Raw genomic sequence first — 15,119 nt, forward strand, 5'->3', positions numbered from 1 at the left:
GTCGGAACCCGTTGGTTTCGCCACGCTGGCGGCATGCCACCGATCTCGCTTGCCGTGCCCACCGGCCGCTACTTGTCCTTCGAGGAGCGCGAGGAGATCGCACTGCTCCGTGCCAAGCAGATCGGCGTTCGCGAGATCGCGCGCAGGATCGGCCGCGACCCGGCAACGATCTCCCGCGAACTGCGCCGCAACGCGGCCACGCGCAGCGGCAAGCAGGAGTACCGGGCGCTGGTGGCGCAGTGGAAGGCCCAGCAGACGGCGAAACGGCCGAAAACGGCCAAGCTCGCGACTAACGACAAGCTGCGCGAGTACGTCCAGGAACGGCTCGCCGGGAACGTACGCCGCCCGGACGGGAGCATCGTTGTCGGGCCGCAGCCGCCCGCATGGAAGGGGCTGAACAAACCCCACCGCCAGGACCGGCGGTGGGCGACTGCGTGGAGCCCGGAGCAGATCGCGCACCGGCTGAAGGTCGACTTCCCCGATGATGAGTCCATGCGCATCAGCCACGAGGCGATCTACCAGTCGCTGTTCATCCAGGGCCGTGGTGCGCTCACACGCGAACTCGTCACCTGCCTGCGAACCGGCCGCGCACTACGCCAGCCACGGGCTCGCACGCAGAACCGCCCGCAAGGACACGTCACCGCCGACGTCGTATTCTCCCAGCGCCCCGCAGAAGCAGCAGACCGCGCCGTCCCCGGACACTGGGAAGGAGACTTGATCATCGGCACAGGCCGGTCCGCGATCGGCACGATCGTCGAACGCAAGAGCCGCTCGACCCTGCTGGTGCACCTGCCGCGACTGCAAGGCTATGGCGAGATACCGCCGGTCAAGAACGGTCCCGCGCTGGGCGGCTACGGCGCGGTCGCGATGAACGACGCGCTCGTAGCGTCAATGACGAAGCTTCCCGAACAGCTCCGAAAGACGCTCACCTGGGACCGCGGCAAAGAGCTCTCCGGCCACGCCCAGTTCGCTCTCCAGACGGGCACGAAGGTGTTCTTCGCCGACCCCCACTCGCCCTGGCAGCGGCCGACGAACGAGAACACCAATGGGTTGCTGCGCCAGTACTTCCCGAAGGGCACCGACCTCTCACGGTGGTCCGCCGAAGACCTCGAAGCGGTCGCTCTCGCGCTGAACAATCGACCCCGCAAAAGCCTCGACTGGAAGACACCTGCCGAGGTGTTCGAAGAGCAGCTACGCTCACTCCAATAACCCGGTGTTGCAAGGACCGGTTGAACCCAGGCAATACACCTCGATTCGCTATGGTGAACGGCTCGCCGAGATCGGCGCGGCGCCCTCCATCGGTACCGTCGGGGACAGCTTCGACTGTGAGAATGATCGTGGCTGCCTGGTGGCCTGACTCTTGCTTTCGACTGACCCCGAGGTTGGGTGTCCTGGCTGTTGATCTGTCGTCCACCAGGCGGCCGCACCACATGGTGCTGGCCGGACGGGCAGTGACCTCATAGGAGCCTGACCTCACCAGGTCCCATCACAGTCCCGTCCACCCGACCGGCCAGCGTCACAACCCACGTTGGAAGGTCGCAATGACAAGCATGAACCACAACCGGCGCCGCGGTCGAGTCGTGATCGGCGTCGACACCCACAAGCACATCCACGTCGCGGTCGCCCTCGACGACTTCGGCGGAATCCTAGGCAAGGAGAAGTTCACCGCAGACACCGCCGGGTACGGCCAGTTGATCGACTGGTCGATGACCCACGGGCATCTGTTGACCTTCGCCATCGAAGGTACCGGGTCCTACGGGGCCGGATTGACCGCCGCGGTCCGACGCCGTGATATCGGTGTCGTGGAGGTGATGCGCACCGATCGCCGCGACCGACGATTGCGGGGCAAGTCTGATTTCCTCGACGCCGAGAACGCAGCCCGCGCCGTGCTGGCCGGTCACGCCGACGCCATCCCCAAAACCGCCGACGGGGTGGTGGAAATGATCCGCACCATCAAGGTCGCGAAAGACGTTGCGGTAAAAGCACGGACATCGGCGATGATCTCGCTCAAGGCAGTCCTGGTCAATGCTCCTGCGGGTCTGCGCGAACAACTGCAGCCACTATCAAAGATGGCACTGATTCACCGCTGCGCAGGACTACGACCCGGTTCGATGACCACAGTGGAGGCGGCGACCAAACACACACTTCGTTCCATCGCGCGGCGCTGGCAACAACTCAACGACGAGATCACCGCTCACGAGAAGATGCTCGCCGAACTCACCACTACAATCGCACCGCAGCTCTCGGCTGCGTTCGGTGTTGGCGCCGACACTGCCGCCGAGATGCTCATCGTCGCCGGCGATAACCCAGAGCGGGTCCGCTCCGAACCGGCCTGGGCCCGACTCTGCGGCGTCGCACCTATCCCCGCGTCTTCGGGGATGACGACCCGCCACCGGCTCAACCGTGGCGGTCACCGCCAGGCCAACGCTGCGCTTTACCGCACCGTCATCGTCAGGATGCAGCATCACGAACCCGCCAAGGCCTACGTCGCTCGGCGCGCAGCCGAAGGCAAGACCAAAGCCGAGATCATCCGCTGCCTCAAACGACTCCTCGCCCGCGAAATCTGGTCCCTGATGCGCCCTCTACGGGTGAGCCCGCAGACCATGGAATGCGCCGCTTGACGGATATAGGAGCATCAACGCGGTGATCGAATCATTCTGGGGCAGAATGCAAACCGAGCTACTCAACCGCAAACGCTGGAAGACCAGAATCGAACTAGCCAACGCGATCTTCGACTACCTCGAGATCTTCCACAACCGCCAACGACGCCATTCCGCCCTCGGCATGCGCACTCCGATAGAGTTTGAACCGCTGCATCAATCCGCCCAACCCGTGGCCTAAAACCAAGTATGGCGACACCACCGAACCCAGGGCACATCAGAGCCTCCAGTAGGACCAGGGCGGTTCAAACAGTCCATGTTGGTCGGGTTTGACCTGGATACGGAGCCCTTTGCGGCGTCCGCGGTTGACGTGGACGGGTTGCAACTCGCCGCGTTGGATCTTGTGCAACACGGTTTGTCGGGCGACGCCGAGTGTCTTGGCGGCCTCGTCGAGGCCGAGCCAGCCCTCGGGCACCTCGGGTCAGATCCGATCACGCAGGGCTTGGTCGATGCGGATGCGCCAGGGTGCGCCGGGGGTGATCTGTTCGGCGGCGGTGATGGTGACCACCACGACATCGTCGCAGTCGGCTCCGACATCGGGTACCGGCGGTTGGTAGACCGCGATGTCGTGGCCGGCGCGCAGGATCGCCACCCGCGCTCGGGTGAACGGTAGGCCAGTGGCGGTGCGGCGTTTCTGTTTGGCCAGGATCGCGGCGATGGTGCGGTCGTCGTAGTGCTCGGCCAGGCGGCGTACCAGGGCCACGGTGGCCTCGTCGGTCACCCGTAAATGCTGGCCGGGCTTTGTCATCGGCATCGATACCTCGGTGTCGGCACCGCCCTGCCACAGGATCCGCAGTTGCGCGACGCGTTGCTCGGCGCGCACGGTGATGGCGATCTCGTCGATCACCGCGCGGATGAGTTGTTTGCGTTCGCGCAGCGTGGTGGTGGGCGCCTCGGACACCGCCCGCACGTCGGCGCCAGCAGTGGTGATCCAGGCCAGTTCCGGTTCGGTCAGCGCCACCGGGCGCCGGGCGCGTTGGGCGACCAGGTTGTTCTCCGCGGCGCGGACCGCTGCGAGCTTGGTCTCCAGTGTGCTCTCCAATGTCGTTGCCACCAAACGGTTCTCCGGCTCGACGTTGTCGAACTGACGCTGCGCGCGGTCGGCTTCGTAGCGGGCTCGTTCGACTCCCAGCTCGAACACCGCGAGATCGCGCCGGTGGTGGGTGTCGGCCTCGGCCAATGCCTGGGCGGTGGCGGTCAGCGCGGCCGGTTCCAGGACGGTGAACAATTCATCGAGGATGGTGTTCTCCAGCCGGACGCCACCGATGCTCTGGCAGACGTGTTCACCGGCATAGAGCTGTTTGGCGCGGGCGCACACATACCGTGGGCAGTTGCCCTTGGTGCCCGAATAGCTGGTCTGCATGATCTGCCCGCACCGCCCGCAGCGCAGCAAGCCCTGCAGCAGCGCACGGCCCTCCCGCACCGCGCCACCGGCCAGCTCACGGGGGCGGCGCCAGTTGCCCCGCAGCCGTGCGGTGTTGGCCTCGAAGGTCTCCCAGGTGATGAACCCGCGATGGTGATCGGGGATCAGGACCTCCCATTGCGCGCGGCACCAGCCGATCCCGAGAATGCACGGTCCCGCTCTCGGGGTCGACCCTTCTCAGTGCGGGTACGGCCGAACACGAACGCCCCGGCATAGGCCTGGTTGGTCAGCAAGTCGTGCACCGCGGGATAGGTGGCCTGGGCCCAGAAGATGCGCTTGGAACCGTTGCGCCGGCGCGGGAGCAGCACACCGTCTTCACGCAACCGGATCAGCACTTGGCGGGCGGAGCCCAGTTCATCGAAGCGGCGGAACACCGTGGTGATCGCCTCTCGTACGGCCTCGTCGGCGCAGAGCACCACCTTATCGTCCTCGTCGTAGTCCAAACCAACAGGAAGACCCTGGCGCAGTGCACCTTTGGCCGCCTTGTGTTTGAACCCTGCGGTCAGCCGGGACCGGATCAGGTGCAGCTCGGCCTCCGACATCGTCCCCTTCAGCCCCAGCACCAGGCGGTCGTTGAAATCGGCCGGGTGATACACCCCGTCGGCGTCGGCGATCAGCGTGTCGGTAATCGCGCACAGGTCCAGCAGTTGATACCAGTCGGCGTTGTTGCGGGCCAGGCCGACATCGGCGACCAACTCCTTGAACCCGTTCCGCCCCGCGGTCTGCGCCCCGGAGCGGCCCAGATCGGCGTCGATCACCACGACCTGATGGGCGGGTCAACCCAGCATCACAGCCCGTTCACGCAACTCATATCGGCGGGCAAGGGATTCGTCATGATGATCATCTGTGACGGTGTCGATTGGCGCACATACACATACGCGTCTCGGGAACGATGCGATGCGGTGACCTTCTCAGTCGACAACAGCAGCGTCGGTACCGATGCTCCCGCCGACGTCTGGCCCGTCATCGGTCACCGGCCGGGGCGTGCGGATCTTCGGCCAGGGCGCCGCGGGCGATCAGCCGGGCCAACAACGCCAGCACCTGGGTTCGGGTGTCTCCGGGAAGCGTCTGCCAACGGCAGGCCGGCACGGGTAAGTCGGCCAGCCCAAGGGCAAGCTGGCGTGGAACAGCTACTCTCATAGCGCGCAAGTGGGTTCACTCTCGTGTAGTCGTGACCGCGATCAGGGACGAGGCGAACCTACTTGCGCGTTTACCGTCGACGCGCCGACTTCGGCGCGCGTCGCCAGCTGAACCACCAACCGGTGCAGCGCCCGCAGTCCGGCACGGTCCAGCACCGACCGAAGGCCCAGCTCGACGACACCCAACACGTCAGTGGCATCGCAGCGGATCGTCCCCGGCGATCCGTCGGGCAAATCGATCACCAACAACAACACGCCGTTCCACCGCTTGAACGACTTCGCAGCCAGCAACCGACCGAACAACGGGTGCGTCTCGGCCACCACCCGCACCTCACACGGCAAGACCGCACGCAACTGTTGCAGTCTCTCGCCTTCACTCCCGGAACCGGCAAGACACATCTGGCGATCGGACTGGCAATCAAGGCCGCTCAAGCCGGCCACCGCGTCGCGTTCGCCACCGCCGTGGACTGGGTCGCCCGCCTCGAAACCGCCCACCACGCCGGACGTCTGCCCGTCGAGCTGGCCAAGCTGCGCCGCATCGGGCTGCTCGTCGTCGACGAGGGCGGCTACATCCCCTTCGAACAAGACGCCGCCAACCTGTTCTTCCAGCTCGTCTCCAGCCGCTACGAACACGCCTCGCTGATCTTGACCTCCAACCTGCCTTTTGCATGGGGTGAGATCCTCGGCGACACCACCGTGGGAGCCGCCATGCTCGACCGCCTACTACACCGCTCGATCGTCATCAACCTCGACGGCGAGTCCTACCGCCTACGCGACCACCAGGCCGCCGCGGACACCCTGCGCCGAACCACCACCGGCACCCGCCACCAACAGTCAAACGCGGCCATCAACGACCGCGGCACCGCAGAACCCCCGCAGGGTCGGGGTAGCTAGTGTTGTGCAGCTGGTGTCCGTACGACGATGCCATCCAAAGTCGGGCAGATTCTGATTTGGCAGCCGAGTCGGGATGTGTGGTCTACGCCATCACAGAATTCCAGCATTGACACCTCTTGGTCGCTGCTGGGCGGCAGTTTGTCCAACCAGTCTGCATCGACGTGCACATGGCATGTCGCGCACGCGCACTCCCCGCCGCAGTCCCCGTCGATGCCTGGCACGTTGTTATTGACGGCGATTTCCATCAGTGACATGTCGTCTTCGGCGTCAACACAGCGGCTCGTACCGGTGTAGTCGATGTAGGTGATCTTTGGCATTTCGATTCCTTTATCAGTGGGTTAGAGGGAGGTTGGGGACGTTGCGCGGGTGGGGGCTCTTACCGCCGCCGCAAGGGCTGTGGGGGGGAGGCCCTCGTCGGCGAGCTGCGTCGGGTCTACCTCTGCGCGTTCGGCGACAAGGGTTTTCGACGCCATGAATTCGCGCGGCCGGTTGATTGCATCGACGGCCAGCAGTTTCCCGGCGCGCAGGTAGAAGGCTGCAAACGATGCTGAGGCCGGATCACCCCGGATGATCACGTCGTCGTAGCCTTCGTTGACGCCGGCCGTCTGTAGTTTGATGTTGTACTGGTCTGACCAGAACCAGGGCACTTGACGGAACGGCTCGTCTCTGCCGAGGATCGCTGCGGCGGCCGTTTTGGCCTGTTCGATGGCGTTGTGCACCGACTCGAGGTGAAGTGGTCGGCCGTATATGGGGCTCGGGTACTGGGTGCAGTCACCGGCTGCGTAGATGCCAGGTGCGCTTGTCTGGCAACGGCTGTCCACGACGATGCCGCTTTCGCATGTCAGCCCAGCTGCTGAGGCTAAGTCGACGTTGGGGAGCAATCCTATCCCAACTATGACGAGGTCTGCGTCGATGTACTCGCCGCTATCGAGTTCAATGCGTGCGGTGGACGAGCTGTCGTGGATGCGTGTGACTGTGGTTGCGCACCGAATCGTCACTCCTGCTCGCCGGTGGGTGTGTTCGAAGAAGCGGGCCACCGTCGGACAGGTGACCCGTGCCAAGACGGTGGTTTGTGCTTCGAGGACGGTCACGGTCAACCCGAGTTCTGCGGCTACCGCGGCGATTTCGAGGCCGATGTAACCGCCGCCCACCAGGACCAGCCGTGTCCCGGGATGGAACTGGGAGCGGATCCTGTCTACGTCGGTCACTGTTCGAAGGTAGTGGACGCGGGGGTGATCGGCACCAGGGCAGGCCAGCGGGCGGGGGCGGCCGCCGGTGGCCAGCACTAGGTGATCGAAGCTGATAGCGCGGCCGTCGGTGAGCCGGACGCGTCTGTTTTCGGTGTCGAGCTCGCTCACCCCAGTGTCGACCATGACATCGACGTGGGCTTGCTGGTAGAACGCCGCAGGGCGTAGGTACAGGCGGTCCAGCGGGAGGGTGCCGGCCAGGAAGGCCTTCGACAGTGGGGGGCGCTGATAGGGCAGCGCCGGCTCGTCGCCGAGCAGGGTGATCTGCCCCTCGAACCCTCCTTGTCGAAGGCTGGCGACTGTCTGTGCGCCAGCCTGGCCGGCACCGACCACCACAACGGCTTCGGTCACGCCGGTGTGGATCATCAGGCGTTGATGCGCACGGGCAGCGATTCGTAGCCCTTGACGAAGGGTGAGAGCACGCGGGTCGGTTCTTGAAGAACCCGGATCTGCAGTGGGTCCGGCCACCGTTTAAGGATTTCTTCCCACAGGATGTTGAGCTGTAGTTCGGCGAGTCTGTTGCCGACGCAGCGGTGGATGCCGAACCCGAAGGACAAGTGCTGGCGGGGCTTGGCGCGATCGATGATGAACGTGTCGGGATTGTCGATGGCCTCGGGGTCCCGGTTGCCGGACACATACCACATCACGACTTTGTCGCCCTGGCGGATGTGCTTGCCGCCGAACTCGATGTCTTCCAGTGCCGTCCGACGCATGTGCGAAAGAGGTGTTTGCCACCGGATGATCTCCGACACCATAGAGCTGATCAACGCCGGGTTGGCGGACAGTTTGCGGTATTCGTCGGGAAATTCGTTCAGGGCCAACACACCGCCGGTCATCGAGTTGCGGGTGGTGTCGTTACCGCCGACGATCAGCAGCACGATGTTTCCGAGATATTCCTCGGGCGCCATGTGTCGTGTTGACTCCGAATGGGCCATCATCGAGATGAGATCGTTCTTGGGTTCGGCATTCACGCGCTGGTTCCACAGCTCGGTGAAATACGTCGCGCACTCCATCAGCTCGGCCATGCGCTGTTCTTCAGAATCGATGATCCCGCCACCGGGCAACGCCGTGGTGACGTCCGACCAGCGCGTCAACTTGGCGCGGTCGTCCCAGGGAAAATCGAACAGCGTCGCCAGCATCTTGGTGGTCAAGTCGATCGACACCCGATGCACCCAGTCGAACTCTTCATTGATCGGCAATCCGTCGAGGAGGTCCGCGGTGCGCTGGCGAATCACCGATTCCATGGTGGCAAGGTTTTCGGGCGCCACGATGGGGCTCACGGTCTTTCGCTGGACATCGTGTTTCGGTGGATCCATGGCGATGAACATGGGAAGCGATGCTGCGGCGTTGTCGTCCATGATGGTGATGCCGCCACTTTTAGCCTCCGACGAGAACACCTTCGGGTTGGTCTCGACTGCCATGATGTCGCGGTACTTGGTCACCGACCAGTAGGGGCCGAACATGCTGCTCTTGCAGTAGTGAACCGGATCCTCTTCGCGCAGGCGTTTGAAATAGGGATGCCAGGTGTTGTCCCGGAACAGCACGGGATTGCTCACATCGATGTCCTCCAAGGCCATCCCGTACGCCGCGTTCGTCGCGTCGTTGGCGGCCACCGTCATTTCGGTCATGTTGGTCCCTTCTCAACCTGGTGCTCTACAGAAAAATGGGCGCATGAGCGGAAACATGTCTCGCCCCAACCGTTGTGCGCGCCGAGCTGTTCCACCTCGACGTGCACCCCGCGCGGCTTAATGTGACCCTCAACACCATTAAGGGTGATAAGTGGCGAGGCCGACGACAAGTGGCCCGCGGGCCACGTCATGACCCCTGCGGGCCACGTCGGGAAGAGGCCGGATGCGGACGTGAGCCGCACCGGACATTCGAGTTACCGCCGATCGGCGAAGTTGCTGCCGGGGCGATCCGGTGCCCACGCAGACGGGCTGGAGCCGATCGTCATGCTGCGCCGGACGTTGCGAATCGTGATTGCGATGGTGACTGCCGCCCTTTCGTTCCCATGATCACGCCAGCGTGGGCCAGTGGGCTGCGTGCCGTTGGCGGCGCCGACGTCTGGCCGACGAGGCCCGCGGAAAGTTGTCCGGACTACCAGCGCGGAGCGGGGGGCGGGTCTGGTTGCGGCGCGGTGATCAGCGGAACACGGAAGGTCGCGACGAGCCCACCACCAGCGCGAGCGGCGAAATTCACCCGACCGCCCATTGCGTCGGTGATCTGCTGCACGATCCATAGTCCCAGACCGGCGGTGCCGCGCTGACCGCCGGCACTGACGTACTTTGCTGTCAGCTCTCCCAGATCCTCGTCGGGGATTCCGGGGCCACGGTCGGCGACGGCGATGACGAGGTCGTTGCCGTGTCGACTGCACGTGACGTCGACCGGGGCGCCGCGGCCGTGGCGGGCTGCGTTTTCGAGCAGGTTGGTCAGCACCCGACGCAATCCCTGGGCGTTGATCGCGACAGCAGTCAGGTCGGCGGTCATCGCAAGCTGTAGGCGTGGCGCAGTGAGGCCTACCGCATCGGCTGCTGCGGTGACGATGTCCGCGACGTCGACTTGGCGTACCCTGCCCCCAGAAAAGGTGGGGCGTCGGCTCAGCGCGACGTCGGAGAGTGCGTCGAGCATGTCGACGACATGGCGAGTGTGTCGGCTGGCCAGCTGCAGGCTGGTGCTGCGGTCGGCGTCCGTCATCGGTGAGATGCCGGCCAGTGCATCGAGAAGTGCCTCCAGCGAGGCGATGGGGGTGCGGAACTCGTGCACCAGCACCTGCAGCCCGTCCTGTTGGGACTGGTAAGAGGTGAGCAGCCGTGAACGCAGATCGCGTTCCTCCTCGGCCGCGGCGTGCTGGGTCTCGGCTTCGACCAGAGCGCGCAGTCTGGAGCGGTGTTCGCGCTCCGCCAAGGTAGACAGGCCCGCGGTGAGAACCGCCGCGAACAACAGATACAACGCCCACCAGCTGGCCTGGAGCCAAGGGGTGGGCGCCGTTGCTGGCATCGATGAAGAGGGCACGATCACCGCGGTGTACGCCAGACCCAAAAGCGTCGATAACAGCAGAGTCTCGATGAATGACAGCCGGGCCGCCGATGCGATAACGACCAGGGGAAGTACCGCCACCACCGGGCTATGCGGTCCACCGGTGACGGCGATCCAGGCAAGGGTGATGGCACTGTCAGCCAGGGCGACCGCCCAGGAGTACCGGGTGCGGCGCGCCTCGAATTTCGGGTTGGCCAGCAGCACCACTGCGTACACCGTCGCCGCAATCAGAATGCCCACAACCGCGGGCACGTGCTGGCGAACCCAGGCGGGTCCCACAAGCACCAGCACCCCGACTGACGCCACTACCGCCATCCGGACTGCCACCACAACGCGAGCCAGTCCGTATTCGTCACCGTCGACAAATGCGGTGACCCGGTTATGCAGTCTCATCGACCTTATCCTGGGGTGCGGCTAACATCGTCACAATGAAGCCTAGCGGCGGCCGGAAAGGGATCGTCGTGGCTATCGTCGATGACCACGAACTGTTTGCGCAGGGACTAGCCTTGCTGCTCACCCGCGAATGGGGGGACATCTTCACCGTGGGGGGCCAAACCAGCTATGTCGAGGAGGCGGCCGACCTCGTCGCCGATTGCGCCGCTGACGTCGCGATCGTTGATCTGACCATGCCCCCGCTGGGAGGACTGGCTGCGATCCGCCACATCAAGGGCCGTAGCCCCACGACCCGGATCCTCGCGCTGTCGGGCACCGATGATCTCGACCTGGCCGAAGAAGCGTTGCGTGCCGGAGCCGACGGCTTCCTGCCCAAGACCGCACGGCCCGAAGCGCTGGCAGGCCCTCTGTGGACGATCGCCGAAGGCATGCGGGTTGTCGATGGCGCCGTCCTCGATGACCTCCTGACCCAGACCCGCCGACCCCCGAGTGAAGTGCTAGAGCATTTGTCCGATCAGGACCTGAAGTTGTGGACGTTGCTGGCGGCAGGGCTGGAGAACGCGGAGATGGCCGACCGATTGCTGGTCTCGGAACGAACCGCCAAGCGCATGGTGGCCACGCTGCTAAATAAGCTTGGCGTAAGCAACCGGATCAGCGCTGCTGCCTTGGCGGGCAAGTTCGGGTTGCTAGACATCAGCGATTACCAGGCTCGGCGCCTGGCCCGTTCGCCCAAACTTTAGTTGCGTTAGTGAGCGCCGCGAATCTGGTCGCATGCAGCTGACTCTGAGAGCCGTGCAAGGCTGCGCGAGGCGTGCTCGATCTGCGTGGCACTCGTGGGCCACTGATGGCACGGGCGGCCCTGGTGTGTGCGCCACATCGTTGTGACGATGGGCACACAACATCAAACATGTGAGGAAGAATCAATAGTGAAGACGAAGGCTGCGGTTCTGTGGGGCCAGAACGAGAAGTGGCAGGTGGAGCAAATCGACTTGGATCCGCCCGGTGAGGGCGAGGTGCTCGTCAAGTTGGCCGCCAGCGGTCTATGCCATTCCGACGAGCACCTCGTTACTGGCGACCTTCCCTTTCCATACCCTCTGGTGGGCGGGCATGAGGGCGCTGGCGTTGTCGAAGCGGTGGGACCCAATGTCGCCGATATCGCCGAGGGCGATCACGTCGTGATGATGTTCTTGCCCGCTTGCGGGCGATGCTCCTACTGTGCCCGCGGCATCGGGAACCTCTGCGACTCCGGCGCCGCGGTGATGCTGGGACCGCAACTCGACGGAACCTACCGTTTTCACGCGCGGGGCGAAGACGTCGGTCAAATGTGTTTGCTCGGAACGTTTTCGGAGTACACCGTCGTTCCTGCCGCGTCGGTGGTCAAGATCGATGACGATATTCCCCTGCATACCGCTGCATTGGTGGGGTGCGGGGTGACCACCGGTTTCGGGAGTGCAGTGCGTACCGGTGAGGTGCGGGCGGGAGACGCGGTCGTGGTCATCGGGGCGGGCGGCATCGGCATGAACGCGGTCCAGGGAGCGCGCATCGCCGGTGCCCGCATGATCATGGTGGTGGACCCAGTTGAGTTCAAGCGCACCAAGTCTTATGAGTTCGGTGCCACGCATACCGCCTCATCGATCGATGAGGCGTGGAACGCGATCAGCGACTTGACCCGCGGCAGGCTTGCCGATGTCTGCATCGTCACCACCGGTGTCGCTGAGGGCGCCGAGGTGGGTCCAGAACTGAGTCTCATCGGTAAGCGGGGTCGCGTCGTGGTCACCGCGATCGGACACCCGGAGGAAACCACTATCACGACAAACCTTCTCGAGCTGACTTTATATGAAAAGCAGATCCGTGGATCGCTATTCGGCTCATCCAACGGCCAGCACGATATTCCGCGGTTGCTGGAGCTCTACGCTCTCGGCCAATTGAAGCTCGACGAACTCATTACCACCGAGTACGACCTGGAGGACATCAATCAGGGTTATGAGGACATGCGGTCGGGCAGAAATATCCGCGGCGTCATCCGCTATTGAGTGGGCCTTCGGACGGTCACCTAGCCGTTCGCGAGACCAGGATTCGGGCATGGTTCGCGCGCTGAGCCCGGGAAACGTAGCGGCTCCAGGAGACTCATGCGCACCACATGGACACCGCTGGCGAAGAGTCGGTGACCAAGACCTGCCGTATCGACGTCTTTTGCCGGTGAACGGAACGTAGTCGGACAATCCCGGCCGTGACCATGTTAGACCCGAGTCCGGTGAGTCATCACCGGACACTGCACAGAGCGCCCACCTAGAGCGCGGCGGGCTTGCCGCGCTGTTCAACAAACATGCAGACAAACAAAGGAATTGTGATGACCACGCTATCAATCGACATACCTGAGACGCTGCAAACGTTTTTGCGTGGTGCGTCGGCGAGCATCGTCATCGGGGCTGACAAGCTTGGGGCCGCCGACGGAGCCGAGGCTGTGACCACCGATCCGGCGACCGGCGCCGTATTGGCCACCATCGCAGCGGGTGGTCCGATCGACGTGGCGCGGGCGGTCGACGCGGCGAGCGAGGCATTTGAACACTGGCGTCGCCTGAGCCCGGCCGCCCGCGGCCGGATACTGCTCGACGTCGCCGACGCGATCGAGGCGCATGCCGAGGAACTCGCCACTCTCGAGACGCTCGACAACGGCAAACCGCTGACGGAATCGTTGTACATCGATATCGGCTTGGTCAGTCAAATCTGGCGCTACTTCGGTGGCTGGACAACCAAACTTGGCGGCCAGACCCTGCCCGTCTCACCGCCGGTGGGCGAGGCACTGGTGTATACGCAACGGGAACCGCTGGGCGTCATCGGCGCGATCGTGCCGTGGAACTTTCCGCTGCTGATCGCGTCGTGGAAGGTGGCGCCCGCCCTGGCCGCCGGCAACACGGTCGTGCTCAAGCCGTCAGAGCACACCTCGCTGACCGCATTGCGGCTGATCGAGATCGCTCTCGAGGCAGGACTACCTCCGGGTGTGCTCAACATGGTCACCGGGCTCGGTTCTTCCGCCGGTCAGGCCCTCATCGAAGACCCCCGGGTGGCCAAAGTGTCGTTCACCGGCTCGACGGAAACCGGTCGCCGGATAATCACCGCCAGCGCACCCAGCATCAAGAAACTCACCCTGGAACTGGGTGGCAAATCAGCCAACATTGTCTTCCCGGATGCCGACCTCAAAGCCGCGGCCCAGGGGGCACTGGCCGCCATCTTCCTCAACCAAGGGCAGGTGTGTTGTGCAGGGTCGCGCCTGTTCGTTCACCGCGACGTGCGTGACGAACTGCTCGCCGAGCTGGAGACCGCGGCCCGGGCGATCGAGCTCGGTCACGGCCTCGATGACAGCACCGAGATGGGGCCCCTGGTCTCAGCCACCCAGCGCGACCGCGTTGAAGGTTTCCTGCGCGCCGGCACCCAGGAAGGCGCCACCCTGCTCTGCGGCGGCCAGCGACCCGGCGGCGCACTGAGTCACGGCCACTTCTTGACGCCGGCCATCTTCACCGACGTCGACGACGCCATGACGATCGCCACCGAGGAGATCTTCGGGCCGGTGTTGTCGGTGTTGACCTTCGACGACGAAGCCGAGGCGGTGCGCCGGGCCAATGCCAGCGCGTACGGACTGGCAGCGGGGGTGTGGACCGACGACCTCAAACGCGCGCACCGAGTGGCCAGGGAGCTTCAGGCTGGCACTGTGTGGGTCAACTTGTACAACGTGTTGGACCCCGCGGCACCGTTCGGTGGCTACAAGGCGTCCGGATACGGGCGCGATCTTGGCGAGGAGTCCCTGCTCGGCTTTACCCAAACCAAGTCCGTGTGGATCGGCTTGGACTAGCCCGGATCTTCCAGCTTTGGCGATCAACGACACGAAAGGATCACCGCCATGGGCGTTTTCACTGACGAGGCAGAGGTGCACAAATACATCGGCGGGGTGTTCGAGAAGGGCCTAGCAGATCCCGACATCGGGCCCAAGCTGTCCGCCTCGGGTGTTGTGCTGCAAATCAACTACACCGATCCCGAGGCGATTGTGACGGTGGACCTTCCCAACGCAACAGTGCTCGCCGGCGCCACCGACATCACACCCGATGTCGAGTTGTTCATGTCGGCAGACACCGGTAACCGATTCTGGCAGGGCAAAGTGAACCTGTCGCTGGCCATGGCCAAGGGTCAGGTCCGCGCCAAGGGCCCGGTGCAGAAAGTCATCAAGCTCGTCCCCACCGCCAAACTGCTCTTTCCCACCTACACCGCGATGCTGGCCGCCGACGGCCGCAGCGACCTCGAACTGTGAAGGTCGACATCGCTTGTGGCGGGC

Annotated in this window: 15 protein-coding genes and 2 pseudogenes; 8 read left to right on the forward strand and 9 right to left on the reverse strand. The window is 64.2% G+C overall.

Features of this window, described 5'->3' with window-relative positions:
* Positions 1 to 33 precede the first annotated feature (33 nt).
* The 3 genes and pseudogenes from ACEWX3_RS03485 to ACEWX3_RS03495 form a co-directional block, all read left to right on the forward strand.
* Positions 34 to 1,209 carry an IS30 family transposase gene (locus tag ACEWX3_RS03485; RefSeq protein ID WP_120313166.1) on the forward strand — a complete coding sequence of 392 codons (1,176 nt, stop codon included), beginning with the start codon at positions 34 to 36 and terminating at the stop codon, positions 1,207 to 1,209.
* 332 nt (positions 1,210 to 1,541) lie between these two features.
* Positions 1,542 to 2,621, forward strand: a complete 1,080-nt coding sequence (locus ACEWX3_RS03490; RefSeq protein WP_374158694.1) for an IS110 family transposase — start codon at positions 1,542 to 1,544, stop codon at positions 2,619 to 2,621.
* Between the two features lie 16 nt (positions 2,622 to 2,637).
* Positions 2,638 to 2,841: pseudogene (locus tag ACEWX3_RS03495) on the forward strand (IS3 family transposase); the annotation flags it as partial.
* Positions 2,842 to 2,877: 36 nt separating this feature from the next.
* Here ACEWX3_RS03495 and ACEWX3_RS03500 read toward each other — a convergent pair.
* The 5 genes from ACEWX3_RS03500 to ACEWX3_RS03520 form a co-directional block, all read right to left on the reverse strand.
* Positions 2,878 to 3,075, reverse strand: a complete 198-nt coding sequence (locus tag ACEWX3_RS03500) for a helix-turn-helix domain-containing protein (protein ID WP_105386886.1) — start codon at positions 3,073 to 3,075, stop codon at positions 2,878 to 2,880.
* Between the two features lie 6 nt (positions 3,076 to 3,081).
* The gene (locus ACEWX3_RS03505; protein ID WP_301161695.1) at positions 3,082 to 4,083 is read right to left on the reverse strand and encodes a zinc ribbon domain-containing protein; all 1,002 of its coding nucleotides are present in this window, start codon (positions 4,081 to 4,083) and stop codon (positions 3,082 to 3,084) included.
* 104 nt (positions 4,084 to 4,187) lie between these two features.
* A complete protein-coding gene (locus ACEWX3_RS03510; protein WP_369323037.1) occupies positions 4,188 to 4,844 on the reverse strand; it encodes a recombinase family protein in 657 nt (218 codons plus the stop codon).
* 202 nt (positions 4,845 to 5,046) lie between these two features.
* Positions 5,047 to 5,223: a hypothetical protein gene (locus ACEWX3_RS03515; RefSeq protein ID WP_301161697.1), complete on the reverse strand. Its 177-nt coding sequence runs from the start codon at positions 5,221 to 5,223 to the stop codon at positions 5,047 to 5,049.
* A gap of 41 nt (positions 5,224 to 5,264) precedes the next feature.
* Positions 5,265 to 5,543, reverse strand: a complete 279-nt coding sequence (locus tag ACEWX3_RS03520; RefSeq protein WP_208674132.1) for a hypothetical protein — start codon at positions 5,541 to 5,543, stop codon at positions 5,265 to 5,267.
* Positions 5,544 to 5,600: 57 nt separating this feature from the next.
* Between ACEWX3_RS03520 and ACEWX3_RS03525 the strand changes: the two are divergent.
* Positions 5,601 to 6,116, forward strand: a pseudogene (locus tag ACEWX3_RS03525) (ATP-binding protein); the annotation flags it as partial.
* Here ACEWX3_RS03525 and ACEWX3_RS03530 read toward each other — a convergent pair.
* The 4 genes from ACEWX3_RS03530 to ACEWX3_RS03545 all read right to left on the reverse strand — a co-directional run bounded on the left by ACEWX3_RS03530 (position 6,113) and on the right by ACEWX3_RS03545 (position 10,792).
* The gene (locus tag ACEWX3_RS03530; RefSeq protein WP_105386639.1) at positions 6,113 to 6,433 is read right to left on the reverse strand and encodes a 2Fe-2S iron-sulfur cluster-binding protein; all 321 of its coding nucleotides are present in this window, start codon (positions 6,431 to 6,433) and stop codon (positions 6,113 to 6,115) included. The pseudogene ACEWX3_RS03525 and the gene ACEWX3_RS03530 overlap by 4 nt on opposite strands.
* A 21-nt stretch (positions 6,434 to 6,454) precedes the next feature.
* On the reverse strand, positions 6,455 to 7,729 hold the full coding sequence (locus tag ACEWX3_RS03535) for an NAD(P)/FAD-dependent oxidoreductase (protein ID WP_301161361.1): 1,275 nt from the start codon (positions 7,727 to 7,729) through the stop codon (positions 6,455 to 6,457).
* Positions 7,729 to 8,991 (reverse strand): cytochrome P450, encoded by a 1,263-nt coding sequence (locus tag ACEWX3_RS03540; RefSeq protein WP_105387583.1) that lies wholly within the window; start codon positions 8,989 to 8,991, stop codon positions 7,729 to 7,731. Before ACEWX3_RS03540 ends, ACEWX3_RS03535 begins: the two co-directional genes overlap by 1 nt.
* 469 nt (positions 8,992 to 9,460) lie before the next feature.
* Positions 9,461 to 10,792: a sensor histidine kinase KdpD gene (locus ACEWX3_RS03545; RefSeq protein ID WP_301161362.1), complete on the reverse strand. Its 1,332-nt coding sequence runs from the start codon at positions 10,790 to 10,792 to the stop codon at positions 9,461 to 9,463.
* 35 nt (positions 10,793 to 10,827) lie between these two features.
* Between ACEWX3_RS03545 and ACEWX3_RS03550 the strand changes: the two genes are divergently transcribed.
* The 4 genes from ACEWX3_RS03550 (at position 10,828) to ACEWX3_RS03565 (ending at position 15,095) form a co-directional block, all read left to right on the forward strand.
* Positions 10,828 to 11,532: a response regulator transcription factor gene (locus ACEWX3_RS03550; protein WP_099250440.1), complete on the forward strand. Its 705-nt coding sequence runs from the start codon at positions 10,828 to 10,830 to the stop codon at positions 11,530 to 11,532.
* 186 nt (positions 11,533 to 11,718) lie between these two features.
* Positions 11,719 to 12,825, forward strand: coding sequence for an NDMA-dependent alcohol dehydrogenase (locus ACEWX3_RS03555; RefSeq protein WP_099250439.1), 1,107 nt, complete (start codon positions 11,719 to 11,721; stop codon positions 12,823 to 12,825).
* 317 nt (positions 12,826 to 13,142) lie between these two features.
* Positions 13,143 to 14,642: an aldehyde dehydrogenase gene (locus tag ACEWX3_RS03560; protein ID WP_087140121.1), complete on the forward strand. Its 1,500-nt coding sequence runs from the start codon at positions 13,143 to 13,145 to the stop codon at positions 14,640 to 14,642.
* Between the two features lie 48 nt (positions 14,643 to 14,690).
* Entirely contained in the window at positions 14,691 to 15,095 is a 405-nt protein-coding gene (locus ACEWX3_RS03565; protein WP_006438776.1) for an SCP2 sterol-binding domain-containing protein, read from the forward strand.
* The last annotated feature ends 24 nt before the right edge of the window (positions 15,096 to 15,119 follow it).

The organism is Mycobacterium sp. G7A2 (genome assembly GCF_041902445.1).
GTDB lineage: Bacteria > Actinomycetota > Actinomycetes > Mycobacteriales > Mycobacteriaceae > Mycobacterium.

What these genes read in the sequence shown, in the direction of transcription:
- ACEWX3_RS03560 (WP_087140121.1), top strand. Translation starts at nt 13,143, where the DNA reads ATGACCACGCTATCAATCGACATACCTGAGACGCTGCAAACGTTTTTG.
- ACEWX3_RS03535 (WP_301161361.1), bottom strand. Translation starts at nt 7,729, where the DNA reads ATGATCCACACCGGCGTGACCGAAGCCGTTGTGGTGGTCGGTGCCGGC.
- ACEWX3_RS03540 (WP_105387583.1), bottom strand. Translation starts at nt 8,991, where the DNA reads ATGACCGAAATGACGGTGGCCGCCAACGACGCGACGAACGCGGCGTAC.
- ACEWX3_RS03490 (WP_374158694.1), top strand. Translation starts at nt 1,542, where the DNA reads ATGACAAGCATGAACCACAACCGGCGCCGCGGTCGAGTCGTGATCGGC.
- ACEWX3_RS03515 (WP_301161697.1), bottom strand. Translation starts at nt 5,223, where the DNA reads ATGAGAGTAGCTGTTCCACGCCAGCTTGCCCTTGGGCTGGCCGACTTA.
- ACEWX3_RS03545 (WP_301161362.1), bottom strand. Translation starts at nt 10,792, where the DNA reads ATGAGACTGCATAACCGGGTCACCGCATTTGTCGACGGTGACGAATAC.
- ACEWX3_RS03550 (WP_099250440.1), top strand. Translation starts at nt 10,828, where the DNA reads ATGAAGCCTAGCGGCGGCCGGAAAGGGATCGTCGTGGCTATCGTCGAT.
- ACEWX3_RS03565 (WP_006438776.1), top strand. Translation starts at nt 14,691, where the DNA reads ATGGGCGTTTTCACTGACGAGGCAGAGGTGCACAAATACATCGGCGGG.
- ACEWX3_RS03485 (WP_120313166.1), top strand. Translation starts at nt 34, where the DNA reads ATGCCACCGATCTCGCTTGCCGTGCCCACCGGCCGCTACTTGTCCTTC.
- ACEWX3_RS03530 (WP_105386639.1), bottom strand. Translation starts at nt 6,433, where the DNA reads ATGCCAAAGATCACCTACATCGACTACACCGGTACGAGCCGCTGTGTT.